This window comes from Amycolatopsis sp. NBC_00438, assembly GCF_036026695.1.
Taxonomy (GTDB): Bacteria; Actinomycetota; Actinomycetes; order Mycobacteriales; family Pseudonocardiaceae; genus Amycolatopsis.
This window is the reverse complement of sequence record NZ_CP107923.1, coordinates 6999296-7014958: the sequence shown is the minus strand read 5'-3', so window position 1 is coordinate 7014958 and position 15663 is coordinate 6999296. Positions and strand designations below refer to the sequence as shown.

At 69.2% G+C, this 15663-nt stretch carries 15 protein-coding genes; 10 read left to right on the top strand and 5 right to left on the bottom strand.

Going from position 1 to position 15663, the window contains the following annotated elements; genetic code table 11:
* Positions 1-3: 3 nt before the first annotated feature.
* On the bottom strand, positions 4-912 hold the full coding sequence (locus tag OG494_RS31475) for an aminoglycoside phosphotransferase family protein (protein ID WP_328444888.1): 909 nt from the start codon (positions 910-912) through the stop codon (positions 4-6).
* A 95-nt stretch (positions 913-1007) separates the two neighbouring features.
* On the opposite strand from OG494_RS31475, the gene OG494_RS31470 reads away from it, so the two are divergent.
* Positions 1008-1919: a slipin family protein gene (locus OG494_RS31470; protein ID WP_328444887.1), complete on the top strand. Its 912-nt coding sequence runs from the start codon at positions 1008-1010 to the stop codon at positions 1917-1919.
* Here the strand turns inward: OG494_RS31470 and OG494_RS31465 are convergent.
* Complete coding sequence (locus OG494_RS31465) at positions 1916-2608, bottom strand: DUF4190 domain-containing protein (protein WP_328444886.1); 693 nt, start codon at positions 2606-2608, stop codon at positions 1916-1918. The two genes, OG494_RS31470 and OG494_RS31465, sit on opposite strands and share 4 nt — an antisense overlap.
* A gap of 41 nt (positions 2609-2649) precedes the next feature.
* Entirely contained in the window at positions 2650-3078 is a 429-nt protein-coding gene (locus tag OG494_RS31460) for a DUF4190 domain-containing protein (protein WP_328444884.1), read from the bottom strand.
* 140 nt (positions 3079-3218) lie between these two features.
* Here OG494_RS31460 and OG494_RS31455 point away from each other — a divergent pair, with 140 nt between their 5' ends.
* From OG494_RS31455 to OG494_RS31430, 6 genes are all read left to right on the top strand, one after another.
* A complete protein-coding gene (locus tag OG494_RS31455; RefSeq protein ID WP_328444882.1) occupies positions 3219-4415 on the top strand; it encodes an acyl-CoA dehydrogenase family protein in 1197 nt (398 codons plus the stop codon).
* 217 nt (positions 4416-4632) lie between these two features.
* The gene (locus tag OG494_RS31450; protein ID WP_328444880.1) at positions 4633-5151 is read left to right on the top strand and encodes a general stress protein; all 519 of its coding nucleotides are present in this window, start codon (positions 4633-4635) and stop codon (positions 5149-5151) included.
* 243 nt (positions 5152-5394) lie between these two features.
* Positions 5395-6717: an ABC transporter substrate-binding protein gene (locus OG494_RS31445; protein ID WP_328444878.1), complete on the top strand. Its 1323-nt coding sequence runs from the start codon at positions 5395-5397 to the stop codon at positions 6715-6717.
* Positions 6714-7685, top strand: coding sequence for a carbohydrate ABC transporter permease (locus OG494_RS31440; protein WP_328444877.1), 972 nt, complete (start codon positions 6714-6716; stop codon positions 7683-7685). The genes OG494_RS31445 and OG494_RS31440 overlap by 4 nt, the downstream gene beginning before the upstream one ends.
* The gene (locus tag OG494_RS31435; protein WP_247061047.1) at positions 7685-8524 is read left to right on the top strand and encodes a carbohydrate ABC transporter permease; all 840 of its coding nucleotides are present in this window, start codon (positions 7685-7687) and stop codon (positions 8522-8524) included. The genes OG494_RS31440 and OG494_RS31435 overlap by 1 nt, the downstream gene beginning before the upstream one ends.
* Before the next feature lie 2 nt (positions 8525-8526).
* Positions 8527-9708, top strand: coding sequence for an ABC transporter ATP-binding protein (locus tag OG494_RS31430; RefSeq protein ID WP_328444876.1), 1182 nt, complete (start codon positions 8527-8529; stop codon positions 9706-9708).
* A 60-nt stretch (positions 9709-9768) separates the two neighbouring features.
* On the opposite strand, the gene OG494_RS31425 is transcribed toward OG494_RS31430, so the two are convergent.
* On the bottom strand, positions 9769-10674 hold the full coding sequence (locus OG494_RS31425) for a hypothetical protein (RefSeq protein WP_328444874.1): 906 nt from the start codon (positions 10672-10674) through the stop codon (positions 9769-9771).
* 253 nt (positions 10675-10927) lie between these two features.
* On the opposite strand from OG494_RS31425, the gene OG494_RS31420 reads away from it, so the two are divergent.
* A complete protein-coding gene (locus OG494_RS31420) occupies positions 10928-11122 on the top strand; it encodes a PspC domain-containing protein (protein ID WP_328444872.1) in 195 nt (64 codons plus the stop codon).
* A gap of 95 nt (positions 11123-11217) precedes the next feature.
* Here OG494_RS31420 and OG494_RS31415 read toward each other — a convergent pair whose 3' ends face one another.
* A complete protein-coding gene (locus OG494_RS31415; RefSeq protein WP_328444870.1) occupies positions 11218-11883 on the bottom strand; it encodes a TetR/AcrR family transcriptional regulator in 666 nt (221 codons plus the stop codon).
* A gap of 117 nt (positions 11884-12000) precedes the next feature.
* Between OG494_RS31415 and OG494_RS31410 the strand changes: the two genes are divergently transcribed.
* Together OG494_RS31410 and OG494_RS31405 are read left to right on the top strand one after the other, a co-directional pair.
* Complete coding sequence (locus OG494_RS31410) at positions 12001-13500, top strand: MFS transporter (protein WP_328444868.1); 1500 nt, start codon at positions 12001-12003, stop codon at positions 13498-13500.
* A gap of 346 nt (positions 13501-13846) precedes the next feature.
* Complete coding sequence (locus OG494_RS31405) at positions 13847-15661, top strand: diguanylate cyclase domain-containing protein (RefSeq protein ID WP_328444866.1); 1815 nt, start codon at positions 13847-13849, stop codon at positions 15659-15661.
* The last annotated feature ends 2 nt before the right edge of the window (positions 15662-15663 follow it).

Below are 15663 nucleotides of genomic sequence, written 5' to 3'. Positions count from 1 at the left end.
ACCCTATCGGCTGGTCGCCCACGCGGCGATTTCCGGCACTGTGACAAACGCCGGGTCGTCGCGGTCCACGCCGTGTTCGGCGGACTCCTCGACCATCCAGAGCCAGTTCTGCACCGCCCGCACCAGCGTCCAGGCGCGTGCCTTCCCGGCGTCCAGCTCCTGGGAGGCGACGATCAGCGCCATCCGTTCGTCCAGTGTGGACTCGGTGAACCGGTTCCAGAACAACGGGATCACGCCGTACTCGAGGTCGCCGGCCAACGGCTTCGGATCGATGACGAGCCACGGCTCGCGCTGGCCGGCGAGAACGTTCTGGAAGTGCAGGTCCTCGTTCACCAGCGCCGATCCCGACGACGGCCCCAGCTCGCGGCAGATCGCGACGGCGTCGTCGACGAGCCGCCGGTCGAACGGCTCGCCCAGCTCGGTCCAGCGCCGGGGGAGTTCCTCGACCAGCCGCGCGGCCTCGGCGCGGACGCTCCGGGTCAGCTCCGGCGGCGCGGGCACGGCCAGCCGCCGCGCCAGCTCACCGAGGATCGGGACGGCTTCGCGCAGCGGGAGGTGATCGAGGGTGCGCCCGGCGTCGAGCCGCTCCAGCAGCAGGACGCCGTCGTCCGGCGCGGAGTCCAGCAGCAGCACCGCACCCCGGCCGGCCCATGTGGACAGTGCGACCGGCTCGCCGGCGGACTCGTGGTCGCGCCAGCCCAGTTTCAGCACCACCGGCGTGCCGTCGGCCCGGCGCGCGGGCTGGACGACGCCGACGTAGCCGTGCATCGCTTCGCCCTCGAACGTCAGGCCCCACTCGCGGGCGTACCCGGCGGCCAGCGCCGGCAGCGCAGCAAGCCAGGGGACGGCTCCGGGGCCGAGCACGCGGGGTGCGCGGGCGGCGAAGACCGGGGGCACACGAAGGTCGGTCACGACCCCAGTCTGGCCGCCGCGTCCAGCGCGTTTCGCCCTGGTGCTCGCGGGCGTACGCTGGGTTTTCAGGGGAAATCGCAACCCCGGGAGCAGCCATGGTGGTGGAGATCGTCAGTGCCGTCGTCGTACTGGGCGGAGCCTGGCTCGCGGCCGGCGTGCGCGTGGTCAAGCAGTACGAACGCGGGCTCGTGTTCCGGTTCGGCCGGGTGCGGTCCCGGGTGCAGGAGCCCGGCCTGAAGCTGCTGGTCCCGTTCGTGGACCGGATGCAGAAGGTCAACATGCAGATCATCACCATGCCGGTGCCCGCCCAGGACGGCATCACCCGCGACAACGTCACCGTCCGGGTCGACGCGGTCGTCTACTTCAAGGTGATCGACCCGGTCGTCGCCGCGGTCAACGTGCAGGACTACCGCGCCGCCGTCGGCCAGGTCGCGCAGACGTCGCTGCGCTCGATCATCGGCAAGAGCGAGCTCGACGACCTGCTGTCGAACCGCGAGCACCTCAACGAGGGCCTGGAGCTGATGATCGACAGCCCGGCGCTCGACTGGGGCATCCACATCGACAAGGTCGAGATCAAGGACGTCGCGTTGCCGGAGGCGATGAAGCGCTCGATGTCCCGGCAGGCCGAGGCGGAGCGGGAACGCCGGGCGCGCGTCATCTCCGCCGACGGTGAGCTGCAGGCGTCCCACAAGCTCGCCCAGGCCGCGGCGACGATGGCGGACACGCCGTCGGCGATGCAGCTGCGGCTGCTGGAGACGGTGGTCCAGGTGTCGTCGGAGAAGAACTCGACGCTGATCCTGCCGTTCCCGGTGGAGCTGCTGCGCTTCCTCGACGCGCACACCCCGAAGCAGGCGGCGGCGCCCGCGGCCCCGCCGGCGCCCGCCGCTCCGGCGATCCCCGAGGCCGCGCCGGAACCCGATGCGGTGGAAGCGAAACCGGAGGCGAACGGGCATGCGGCCCCGGCTCCGCGCACCCCCGGCGACGTGGCGCTACCGGCGTCCGACTAGCTGTCGAACTGGCCGTTCACGCCCAGGATGATGAAGGTCGTGAAGAAGCCGACCCACAGCGCGACGACGACGTAGCCGATGATCACGGCGGCCGTGGCGATGCCGCGGCCGCCGCCTTCGCCGCGGTTGGTGCGGCTCAGCGCGATGTGGCCCATGATCAGCCCGGGCAACGCCGTGATGCCGGAGCAGAAGCCGAGGATCGAGCAGACCAGGGCGCCGATCGCGAGCGCGTTGTCCTGGGTGCGCGGGACGCCCGGGTACGGCTGGGCGTACGGCGCCGGCGGCGCGTACGGCGCGCCGTAGGCCGGCGGGTACGGCTGCGCGTACGCCTGTTGCGGGTAGCCCGGAGCCGCGTACGGCGTGCCGGGGATGTGCGCGGCGGGCGTCTCGAACGCTCCCGGGGGCAGGCTCCCGGCGGCCGGGTACGGCGGCGCCGTCGTGGCGCCGGCGACCGTCGTGTCGCCGGCCGTGCCGCTCGAAACGGTGTGGTCCGAGGCGGTGCTGTCGCCGGCCGTGCTGTCGGCGACGGTGCTGTCCGGAACCGTGCTGTCCGGAACCGTGCTGTCGAACGTCGGGTCGGCCGTCGCGGGCGGCTCGTAGGCCCCCGGGTCGTACGACGACGGCTCGCTGGTCGACGGCGGGTCGTACGACGTGGACGTCTGGTCCTTGTCGCCGGACGGGTCGGTCATCACGGGCCCCCTCGGTGCGTGCAGGACCCCAACTTAGCCGGTCAGCGGAAGAGGCCGTTCGCGGCGCCGACCCCGAAGAAGAGGAGGAACCCCAGGATGTTGAGCGCGATCGCGGCGTAGCCGACGATGAACGCCGCCATCGCGACGCCTTGGCCCTCGGCCTGACCGGCCTTGGCCTTGTTGTAGGCGATGTGGCCCATGATGATGCCCGCGACGGCGATCAGGAAGCACAGGAAGATGCCGGCGATCGAGCAGATCAGCGCGCCGATGGCGAGCCCGGGACCCTCCGGCGGCTGCATTCCCATGCCGCCGCCGGGGTACTGCGGGTAGCCGGGCTGCTGGTAGCCGCCCGACGGGTACTGCTGGCCGTAACCCGGCTGCTGGTAACCGCCCGACTGGGGCTGCTGGAAACCGCCCGACTGGGGCTGCTGCTGGCCGTACGGGTCGTTCGGATCCTGCGGATAAGTCATGGTTCCTCCCCTTCGCACCGCACTTTACGGGCCAGAACGTCGGCGGCGTGAGCGCCCTCATAGCAGGGTCGTCCGTTTCGGGTCATACTCACCGGTAACCCAGCGCCGGGAGCGGCGTCGTAACCGGAAAGGGAGCCGTGATGGCCCGTCTCGCCCAGACCGCCGGCCTGTCCGACGTGCAGTCGGAGATCCTCGCGACCGTCCGCTCGTTCGTGGACAAGGAGGTCATCCCGCACGCGCAGGAGCTCGAGCACTCCGACACCTACCCGGCCGACATCGTCGAGGGCATGAAGGAGATGGGCCTGTTCGGGATCACCATCCCGGAGGAGTACGGCGGGCTCGGCGAGTCGCTGCTGACCTACGCGCTCGTCGTCGAGGAGATCGCGCGCGGCTGGATGAGCGTGTCCGGTGTGATCAACACGCACTTCATCGTGGCGCACATGATCGCCCGCCACGGCACCGAGGCGCAGAAGCAGCACTTCCTGCCGCGGATGGCGACCGGTGAGGTCCGCGGCTCGTTCTCGATGTCCGAGCCGGACCTCGGCTCCGACGTCGCGGCGATCAAGACGAAGGCGAAGAAGACCGACGACGGCTACGTCATCGACGGCTCGAAGATGTGGCTGACGAACGGCGGCTCGTCGAACCTGATCGCGCTGCTCGTCAAGACCGACGAGGGCGCCGAGAAGCCCCACCAGAACCTGACGACGTTCCTCGTCGAGAAGCCCGAGGGCTTCGGCGAGGTGGCGCCCGGCCTGACCATCCCGGGCAAGATCGACAAGATGGGGTACAAGGGTGTCGACACCACGGAGGCGGTGTTCGACGGCTACCGGATCGGCGCGGACATGGTCCTCGGCGAGGCGCCCGGCAAGGGCTTCTCGTACATGATGGACGGTGTCGAGGTCGGCCGCGTGAACGTCGCGGCCCGGGCGTGCGGCATCGCGATCCGCGCGTTCGAGCTGGCGGTGGAGTACGCCCAGCAGCGCAAGACGTTCGGCAAGGCGATCGCCGAGCACCAGGCCATCGCGTTCAAGCTGGCCGAGATGGCGACCAAGGTCGAGGCGGCGCACCTGATGATGGTGAACGCGGCCCGGCTCAAGGACTCCGGCGAGCGCAACGACGTCGAGGCGGGCATGGCGAAGCTGATCGCGTCGGAGTACTGCGCAGAGGTCACGCAGGACTCGTTCCGCATCCACGGCGGCTACGGCTACTCGAAGGAGTACGAGATCGAGCGCCTGATGCGCGAGGCGCCGTTCCTGCTGATCGGCGAGGGCACGAGCGAGATCCAGAAGACGATCATCAGCCGCGGCCTGCTGCGCGAATACAAGTCCCGCTCCTGAGACCCGCCACTTTCACGGGGAAAGCTGCGTCCGGAGGCCCGAGGACGTCACTTTCGCAGGGAAAGACGCGTCGGAAGGGGCCCTGGACGTAGCTTTCCCTATGAAAGTGCGAAGCGACTTGTCGACATTCTGGGGGTCCGGCCTTTCGGGGTAAGCGGCTCGCACGGTCCAGGTGTTCTTGACAAGATGGACGCCCAGACCCACGAGGGCGCAGGTGATGATGGTGAGTAGTCCCTTCGGCGGGGGCCGGGCGCCCGGCAACCTGCCGCGGTTGCCGACGCCGCCCACCGGCTGGCCGATCGGGTCCTACGCGACCTACGGCGAAGCGCAGCAGGCCGTCGACTTCCTCGCCGAGAACGAGTTCGCGGTCGGCGACGTCACCATCGTCGGCGTCGACCTCATGCTGGTCGAGCGGGTCATCGGGAAGCTGACGTGGGGCCGCGTGCTCGCCACCGGCGCCTTCTCGGGGGCCTGGTTCGGCGTGTTCGCCGGCCTGCTGCTCGGGCTGTTCGTCAACCAGGGCTTCGCGCTGCAGCTGCTCACCGGGCTCGTGCTGGGCATCCTCTCCGGGATGGTGTTCGCCGCCATCGGCTACGGCACGTCCCGTGGGCGGCGGCGGGACTTCTCGTCGGCGAGTCAGCTCGTCGCGGGCCGGTACGACGTCCTGTGCCAGCCGCGGTCGGCCGAGCGGGCGCGGGAACTGCTGGCGAAGCTCGCGCTCAACCCGCCGTCGTGAGATTTCCCGTCAATATCAGGCGATAATCACAGTTCGGCATGCACTGGCCTGAATCGTTACCGATACTGCTTGCGGGGTGTGATCGCCCGGCATAAGTTGTCCGACACCAGTCGGGCGGCCCCGCCTACCAGCGTGGCGGCCCGAGCACTAGCACGTCGGGGTGCTGGCGCGGTTTCGCCTCATCGCGTCGCGGTGCCCTCCGGGCATCGCGGTAACCGGCGTGCACGCGGGTGAGGAGGCCTGATGGGGAAGAGGATCGGCGCGGGCAAACGGGGGCGATCGCCCGGCCGCACCACCGCCCTGCTGGGGGCAGGGGCATTGCTGACCGGTCTCGTGGCCGGCTGCAGCTCGGGCGGTGGCACGAAGATCAACGTGTACTACGCACCCGAGGACAGTTTCCAGAAGGTCGTGGACAACTGCAACAAGGCGGCGAACGGCCGCTACGAGATCGTCTACAACAAACTCCAGCGCGGCTCGGACGACCAGCGGCTCCAGATGGCGCGGCGGCTGGCGGCGGGCGACACCGCGATGGACGTACTGGGGCTCGACGTGACCTGGGTTTCGGAGTTCGCCGAAGCCGGCTGGGTCGACGAATGGAAGGACCAGAACAAGGCCGCGGCCTCCGAAGGCGTCCTGCAGGGACCGCTGGACACGGCGACCTACAACGGGAAGCTCTACGCGGCCCCGAAGAACACGAACATCCAGCTGCTCTGGTACGACGACCGGATCACCCCGACCCCGCCCAAGACGTGGGACGAGATGATCCAGACGTCCAAGGACCTGAAGCAGCGGGGCAAGCCGTACAGCATCGTCTTCACCGGCGCGCAGTACGAAGGCCTCGTCGTCTTCTACAACACCCTGGTCGAGTCGATGGGCGGGCACATCCTGTCCGACGACGGCAAGTCCGTGGTGATGGACGACGGCGCCGTGAAAGCGCTCGCCCTGCTGAAGCAGATCACCGATTCGGGGATCACCGACGCGTCGCTGACCAACTCGAAGGAGGACGACGTCCGCCAGACGTTCCAGCGCGGTGACGCCGCGTTCGAGCTGAACTGGCCGTTCGTCTACGCCTCCTACGCGAAGGACAAGGCGTCCGACGTCCAGCACATGAAGTGGGCCGTCTACCCCGAAGCGCTGCCCGGCACGCCGGCCAAGACCACGATCGGCGGGTACGACCTCGCTGTCAGTTCGCTGTCACAGCACAAGCCCGAGGCTTATGAGGCGGCGTTGTGCCTGCGCAGTCCGGAGAACCAGAAGTTCTCCGCGATCAACGACGGCGTGCCGCCGACCATCGAATCGGTGTACCACAACGACACGCCGCTCGACCCGGCCAAGCCGGCGGGCGACGACAACCCGAACATGGCGATCAAGTACCCGATGCGCGACTCCATCCTGGACGCGCTGAAGGACGCCGCGGTGCGGCCCCTGACCCCGGCCTACCAGAACATGTCGACGGTGATGTCGAAGATCCTTTCGCCGCCGGCCGAAATCGACCCGAAGGCCACCGCGGACAAGCTGCGTGAGCAGCTCAGCGACGCGCTCCAGTCGAAGGGAGTGATCCCGTGACCGTTCAGGACTCCACCCCGGCCGACACCGCCGGGGCCACCGTCGCCGAAGGGGCGACGTCCCACAAGAAGGGCAAACCCGCCCTGTCCGAGGGCAAGAAGGCCGAGCGGAAGCTCGGGCTCTGGCTGTGCGCGCCCGCGTTCGTCGTGATGATCGCGGTCACGGGCTACCCGATCCTGTACTCGATCTGGCTTTCACTGCAGCGGTACGACCTGAGGTTCCCGGCGCAGCAGGAGTTCGTCGGGTTCGACAACTACGGCGCCGTGCTGTCCAACTCGTACTGGTGGACGGCGTTCGGCACGACCATGTTCCTGACGTTCGTGTCCGTGGCGATCGAGTTCGTCCTCGGCATGGCGCTGGCGCTGGTGATGCACCGGACGCTCGTCGGGCGCGGTCTCGTCCGGACCGTGGCGCTGATCCCGTACGGCATCGTCACGGTCGTCGCGGCGTTCTCGTGGTACTACGCGTGGACGCCGAAGACCGGCTACCTGGCCAACTGGCTCGCCTCCGACGGCGCGCCGCTCACCGACCAGTGGCCGTCGCTGTTCATCATCATCGCCGCCGAGGTGTGGAAGACCACGCCGTTCATGGCGCTGCTGCTGATGGCCGGCCTGGCGCTGGTACCCGACGACCTGCTCAAGGCCGCCGCGATGGACGGCGCGAACGGCTGGCAGCGGTTCACCAAGGTGATGCTGCCGGTGATGAAGCCGGCGATCCTGGTGGCGCTGCTGTTCCGCACGCTCGACGCCTTCCGGATCTTCGACAACATCTACGTCCTCACCGGCGGCGCGCAGGACACCGGGTCGGTGTCCATGCAGACCTACGACAACCTGGTCAAGGGCCTCAACCTCGGGATCGGGTCGACGATGGCGGTGCTGATCTTCATCACGGTGGCGATCATCGCGTTCATCTTCATCAAGGTGTTCGGCACGGCCGCACCGGGTTCGGATACTGGGGGTAAGCGCTGATGGTGATGGGAACCGTCACGACGGGCCGCAAGCTTCGCTGGGGGCTCGTCGACATCCTCGTGCTGGTGTTCGCGCTGGTGCCGGTGCTCTGGGTGGTTTCGCTTTCGTTCAAGACCAAGGACACGCTGACCGACGGGTACTTCATCCCGCAGTCGTGGACCTGGCAGAACTACGCGGACATCTTCCAGACGTCGGAGTTCCTGCTGGCACTGGTCAACTCGATCGGCATCGCGATCATCTCCACGGTGATCGCCGTGGTGCTGGGCACGATGGCCGCCTACGCCATCGCCCGGCTCGAGTTCCCCGGCAAGCAATTGCTGGTCGGGCTCTCGCTGCTGATCGCGATGTTCCCGCAGGTGTCGCTGGTGACGCCGCTGTTCAACATCGAGCGGAACCTGGCGCTGTTCGACACGTGGCCGGGGCTGATCCTGCCCTACATCACGTTCGCGCTGCCGCTGTCGATCTACACGCTGTCGGCGTTCTTCCGGGAAATCCCGTGGGAGCTGGAAAAGGCGGCGAAGATGGACGGCGCGACGCCGGCCCAGGCGTTCCGGAAGGTGATCGCGCCGCTGGCCGCGCCGGGTGTGTTCACCACCGCGATCCTGGTGTTCATCTTCTGCTGGAACGACTTCCTGTTCGCCATCTCGCTGACGTCGACCACGGCGTCGCGCACGGTGCCGGCGGCGCTGTCGTTCTTCACCGGGTCCTCGCAGTTCGAGGACCCGACCGGGCAGGTGAGCGCGGCCGCGGTCGTGATCACCATCCCGATCATTGTGTTCGTGTTGTTCTTCCAGCGTCGCATCGTGGCGGGGCTGACCTCCGGTGCGGTGAAGGGGTAGTCATGGCAGAAATCGTCCTCGACAAGGTGTCGAAGAAGTACCCCGACGGCGCGCTCGCGGTGTCCGAAGTGGACATCACCATCGGTGACGGCGAGTTCCTCGTGCTGGTCGGGCCGTCCGGCTGCGGGAAGTCGACCATGCTGAACATGGTGGCGGGGCTGGAGGACATCTCCTCCGGCGAGCTGCGCATCGACGGCAAGCGCGTCAACGAGAAGGCCCCGAAGGACCGGGACATCGCGATGGTGTTCCAGTCCTACGCGCTGTACCCGCACATGAGCGTCCGCGAGAACATGGCCTTCCCGCTGCGGCTGGCCAAGGTGGACGACAAGACGGTGCGGGCGAAGGTGGAGGAAGCGGCGACGATCCTCGACCTGACCGCGCACCTGGACCGCAAGCCGGCCAACCTCTCCGGTGGCCAGCGGCAGCGCGTCGCGATGGGCCGGGCGATCGTCCGCAACCCCAAGGCGTTCCTGATGGACGAGCCACTGTCCAACCTGGACGCCAAGCTCCGCGGCCAGATGCGGACGTCGGTGTCGAAGATCCAGAAGCAGCTCGGCACGACGACGCTGTACGTCACGCACGACCAGACCGAGGCCATGACCCTGGGCGACCGGGTCGTGGTGCTGCGCGGCGGTTTCGTGCAGCAGATCGGCGCGCCGCAGTTCCTCTACGAGAACCCGGCGAACCTGTTCGTCGCGGGGTTCATCGGCTCGCCGTCGATGAACTTCGTGCCGGCCACGCTGGAGAACAACGAGCTGCGCACCCCGCTGGGCGTCACGCCGCTGACGGACCGGATCCGGCAGCTGGTGGAGAAGGCGGACGCGCCCCGCGAGGTGCTGGTCGGCATCCGGCCGGAGCACTTCGAGGACGCGGCGCTGGTCGAAGCCGGCCAGAAGACGGGCGGCGGCACGTTCACCGCGCACGTCGACGTCCTCGAGTCGATGGGGTCGGAGAAGTTCGCCCACTTCACCGTCGAAGGGGAAACCGCCACGTCCGCGGAGCTCGCGGAACTGGCGGCGGACAGCGGTTCGGCCGACGTCCCGGGTTCGGAGTCGCAGATCGTGGCCCGGCTCTCGGCGGAATCGGCCGCCAAGGAGAACTCGGACCTCGAGGTCTGGTTCGACGCGGACAAGGTCAAGCTCTTCGACCCGGCCAACGGTAAGAACCTCACCTACGAGGCCTAGGCAAGTCCGTGAAGGCCTCCTTGAGGGACTCTACGTCCCTCAAGGAGGCCTTCACGGCTTTCAGGCCTTGGGCAGCCGCGACAGGATCGACGTCGCCGCGGTGCGGGCCTGGGCGCAGGTGGCGTCACCGGCCGTGCCCGCCGTGTCGACCACGCTGATCTCCGCCAGCTCGCGCCGCCCGGGCAGGCCCGGGGCGGGCTGGGTGCTGTCGACCATGCAGAACGCGCCTGCGACCCGGATCCGGGCCTCGCGGCCGCCGAGCGTCTCGACCGGGCCGTTCGTGCCCGCCGTGTCCACCGTGAGCTTGAAGCCGACGTTGCCGCGGATGCAGCTGTGCCCGGACAACCCGGCGGCCGGCTTGCTGCCGGGCCCGGCGGGGACGTCGAGGTCGTGGTTGTCGAGCAGCACGCAGGGTGCGACCGCGCCCCACGAGCGCTCGGGGAACGTCAAGCGCGTGACCTTGCCGGCGGTGATCGCGGCGAGCACCGAGCCGACGGTGGCGTCCGCGGTCTCGCAGCGGCCGGCCTGGTCGGCGGGGCCGCTGTCGGTGACCGACACGTCCAGCCGGTTCCCGTCGGCGAAGATGATCGCGCGGGTGCACGCGGTGTGGTCGTTGAACATCGACTGCTGCACCGAGACACCGTCGGGCACCGGCCCGGCGTAGTCGTAGGGCTTGATGTTCGGGTCGGAGTCGAAGGCGAGCGGCCCGACGAGGATCGTGCGCCAGCCGAGGTCGGCCTGGCAGTTCTCGAACGTCGGGACGGCGACGGCGCCGGCCGCGACCTTGGGCACGTCGAGCATGCTGCAGTAGTCGATGGTGCCGAAGCTGCCGAGCGCGGCGGACGCGGTGAGCGGCGTCGGCCCCGACTCGTCGGCCGGGTCGGGGGTGGCTTGCGTGGTGGCGCAGCCCGCCGAGAGCAGGGCACAGACCATCGCGACGACCAAAGACTTCACACGCGGGTACACGGGGTGCAAGTATCACCACATCCGGCCGAAAAGCCACCCCTGACGGGGACATCTCTCACTATTTTCCGCATCGCGAGCGACAAACGCGCAGGTCCTCCGTTTTCCGGCCCGCGCACGGCGGTTTCCGGGTTCTCCGAATGATTTTCGCTTTCGGTCGTCCCCTAAGGGAGCGATCCTTCCCGCGAGCGATGCGGAACCGGGTGCCGCGGTGGTGAAGTGGAGTCACGAGGAAGTCCGAGGAAAGGGAAAGACGATGAGCGCACCGGTCACTCGACGGCTGAGCCGCCCGCACCACGGCCGCATGATCGGCGGCGTCTGCGCCGGTCTCGCGCAGCGGTTCGGCATGAAGCCCAACACCGTGCGGCTGCTGGCCGTGCTGTCCTGCCTGCTGCCCGGGCCGCAGTTCGTGGCCTACATCATCATGTGGGCGGTCATCCCGTCCGAGTGACCGGGAGGGCCGGGTGATCGGGGCGGACCAGGCGGAAGCGCGGGCGGAGACGTCGGCCACCGCCTGGTTTTCGTCGTTGCGGCCGCGGTTTCCGGTCAGGGGCGCCAGGAACACATGGCTTCGTCGATCTCCCGCTCGTCCAGCGGCGGGTGCGGCAGCTCCGTCGCTTTGCCGGGTTCGGCGCGCAGGCCGTCCAGCAGCATGCCGAGGCAGCGCCGCCACAGCGACGGGTCCACCGCGCACGTGAACTCGACGACCGAGCCGACCATCATGTGCAGCAGGGGGATGTCCGTCGGGGCGAAGTCGGACCGCAGGCCACCCGCCGCCTGAGCGCGTTCGACGAGCTGTGTGATCAACGGCACCATGCGCGCTTTCGCGTCCGCGACGTGCTCGTGGCCGAACTTGTTGGACAGCATGATCTCGCGCAGCCCGCGGTCGGTCGAATGCAGCTCGGCCGCTTTCCACGTGAAGCTGACGAACGCCGCCCACGCGTCTTCGGCCTTCAGCGCGTCCGCCGCGAGGTCGCCGATTTCCTCCATGCGCTCGGCGAACATCGCCTCGACCAGGTGTTCCTTGCTGGGGAAGCGCCGGTAGACGGTGCCGACGCCGAGGCCGGCGTGGTGCGCGATGTCGTCCAGCGTGGCTTCGAGGCCGCGCCGGCCGAACACCTCGCGGGCGGCCTGGAGGATGCGGCGGCGGTTCAATTCGGCGTCACGCCGCAGCGGCCGCGCCGGTGCGGCGGGACTCGCGTCCCGTGTCATGCGTCCCATCTTACCAATGAAGTAGAGGCACCTTCTCCGGTTCTTGTGTACCTTGGGCCACGTAAGGGGAGATACCTACTCCACATAGCTTCCTGATCACTTTCAGTGAGGACACCCATGACCGAGTCCACGCTCGTCGTCGCGCCGTCGGGGGACGCGCGCGCCGCCGAGAACCCCCACCACGCCAGACGGTGGCTGATCCTGGTGATGATCGGCCTGGCGCAGCTGATGGTCGTCCTCGACGCGACCGTCGTGAACATCGCGCTGCCCTCGGCCCAGCTCGACCTGGGCTTTTCCAACGACGCGCGGCAGTGGGTCGTCACCGCGTACGCGCTCGCGTTCGGCAGCCTGCTGCTGCTCGGCGGGAGGCTCGCGGACCTCTTCGGCCGCAAGAACACCCTCCTCGTCGGCCTGGCCGGCTTCGCCGTGGTGTCCGCGCTCGGGGGAGCGGCGAGCAACATCGAGATGCTGCTGATCGCGCGGGCGGCACAGGGTGTGTTCGGCGCGCTGCTCGCGCCGGCCGCGCTTTCGCTGCTGACCACGACGTTCACCGACCCCAAGGAGCGCGGCCGCGCGTTCGGCGTGTTCGGGGCCATCGGCGGTGGCGGCGCGGCCGTCGGCCTGCTGCTCGGCGGCGTGCTGACCGAGTACCTCGACTGGCGCTGGTGCATGTTCGTCAACATCATCTTCGCCGTGCTCGCGTTCGTGGGCAGCTCGATCCTGCTGCGCAACCAGCGTGACGACGGCCCGCGCCCGAAGCTCGACCTGCCCGGCACGGTCACCGCGTCGGCCGGTCTCTTCGCGCTCGTCTTCGGCTTCGCGAACGCGGAGTCCGACTCGTGGTCCTCGGTCTCGGTGTGGGGCTTCCTCACCGCGGGCGTGGTGCTGCTGGGTGTCTTCGTGTGGCTGCAGCAGCGCGTCTCGCACCCGCTGCTGCCGCTGCGCGTGCTGCTCGACCGCAACCGCGGCGGCTCGTACCTGGCGATGTTCCTGCTCGCCATCGGCATGTTCGCGATCTTCCTGTTCCTGACGTTCTACGTGCAGCAGAACCTGAAGTTCACGCCGATCCAGAGCGGTGTCGGCTTCCTGCCGATGGTGGCGACGCTGATGCTGGCCGCCACGACGGCGACGGCCGTGCTGCTGCCGCGCTTCGGCCCGCGGCCGCTGGTGCCCACGGGCATGGCGATCGCCGCGGTCGGGCTGTTCTGGCTCAGCCGCATCGACCTCGAAAGCACGTACGCCAGCGGGGTCCTCGGCCCGCTGCTGGTGATGGGCTTCGGCATCGGCCTGGCGATGGCGCCGGCGATGAGCGTCGCGACGTTCGGCGTCGAGGCGCACGACGCCGGGGTGGCGTCGGCGGCGGTCAACACGATGCAGCAGGTCGGCGGCTCCATCGGCACGGCGCTGCTCAGCACCCTCGCGGGCAACGCGGCGACGTCGTACCTCGCGGACAAGGTGCCGACGCCGCAGCTGGTGGCCGAAGCCTCGATCGAGAGCTACACGACGGCGTTCACCTGGGCCGGCTTCATCTTCGCGGCCGGCGCGGTGCTCAGCGGCCTGCTGCTGCGCTCGGGCGCCCCGAAGGGTGAGGCGGCGCCGGGCGTCGTCCACATGTAGAGCCCGCTTGGACCTTCCCGGCCCTCCCGCGCACCAGTAGGGGTGAGAACGTGCGCAGGAGGGCCGGGTGTGGGCGTCGGAAGACCTCGAAGTCCGGTCCGCGCTCACGGCGATGCCGAACTGCGGCGGCGGTGATCCGAACCAGGTGAGCTGCGTGCAGAAGGACGTCCGGGTCCCGGTTCAGCGGCCGGCCCCGACGTTGAACGCCGTACAGGTCAGGGGGTCGGCGCTCACTCCAGGTCCCGGCTGAAGATCCACTTTGGACCGGGGCACCCGATCGGGTGGTAGACACCGAAGTGTTCGCGTGGTGCGGTGGAAAACCCGATCGAGCGCGAAGAGGTGAACCTTGCGGGAGCCTGAGGTGGCGCCGGATCTCGTGGCCGCCGCCCGGCGGCTGGACGTCGCGCTGGCGGGGGCCGGAGCCGCCGACCGGGAGTCGCTGATCGTCGAGTTCGCGCGTGAGGTGCAGGCCTCGCGGGGTGCCGAAGCGCGGTTCGCCGCGTTCTACGAACAATGCCCGTCCGGTGTCGTTCTTGTAGACCCCGCAGGGGTTATCGGCGCGGCGAACCCGGCTTTCCTGCGGCTGACGCGGGCCGGCGGGGAGGACGAGTTCCTCGGCACGCGCGCCGAAGACCTCGGCGCGACCATGCGGGACAGGTCGGCGTTGCGCACGGCTTTGGAGTCCGGCGACCGGGTCCTGGACCGGCTCGCGATCCGCTCCCGGCCCGAGACCTCCCGCGTCGTCCGGCTGACGGTCCGGACGCTGCCCGGCGACCGCGGCCGGTACCCGATCCTGATGTTCGAGGACACGCACGACCTGCGGCAGCTGCAGGAGACCATCCAGCACCAGAGCCTGCACGACCCGCTGACGGGCTTGCCCAACAACGCGCACTTCCGCTCCAAGCTCGAAGCGCTGCTCGCCGACCGCGACCAGGGGCGGATCGGGTTGGTGTACCTCGACATCGACGGCTTCAAGGTCGTCAACGACGGCCTCGGCACCGAGGTCGCCGACCAGGTCCTGCGCGGCGTCGCCGGCACGTTGCGCACGGTTTTCGCGCCCAGCAAGGGTTTTGTCGCACGTCTCTTCGGCGACGGCTTCGCGGTGGCACTGCGCGGTGATCTCGAGCCGGCGTCGGTGGTGAAACTGGTCGAGCAGGCGATCGGCGAACTGGCCAAACCGGTGTACGCGGACGGTGTCGGGGTCGGCGTGAGCGCCAGCGCGGGCATCGTCGTCGCGGAGGTGCCGGGCGCGGTGCACGGGGAGCTGATCCGTTCGGCGGAGGTGGCACTGCACCGGGCGAAGGAGCTCGGCAAGGCGCAGTGGGTGCTGTTCGACGCGGGCGCGTGCCAGGCCGACCGCGACCGCTACCGGCTCGCGGCCGCCATCGCCGGAGCGCTGGAGCTCGGCGAGATCACGGTGGTCTACCAGCCGCACGTGGTGCTGCCGGACGCCCGGATCGTGACGTCGCTGAACGCGGCCCTGCTGTGGAACCACCCGACGCGCGGACGCCTGCGGGCGGAGGAGTTCTACCCGCTGGCGGAGACGACCGGCATGACGGTCCCGCTCGGCAAGCACCTGCTGGCGAAGGCCCTGGAGACGAAGGCGAGCTGGCAGTCGAGGTTCGGCGACGGTGCCCCGATGGTGTGCCTGACGCTCCCGCGCCGCATGGCCATCGACGCGGACCTGGTCGCCATGGTCCGCGCGGAGCTGGACCGGGCGGGCCTGGAACCCCGGCACCTGATGCTGTGCGCGGACGCGGAATCCCTGATCGACGACCGCGGCGACCTGATCGAATCGCTCGGCCACCTGGCCCGCCTGGGAGTGCTGTTCGTCCTGAACATCACGGGCCTGCCGGAACTGGAACTGATCCCGGCCCAGGCGATCCCGGCGCCGGGGGTGATGCTGCGAGGCCCGATCGTCGACGTCCTGGCGGCCGACGACGCCCCGGCGTGGGCGCGCCGGAACGTGCGCCAGCTGGTGGAGCGCGCGGAGGAGATGGGCGTGAAGGTCGGCGCGTACGGGGTGGTGTCCCAGACGCAGGCGGAGTTGCTGTACGGGCTGGGCGTGGTGGTGGCGTCCGGGAGTTATCAGCCGGAATACCAGACCAGCTCGGAGGCGGAGACCTGGGTGGGCCGCACCTTCCCGATGGGCTCGGGCTGAGC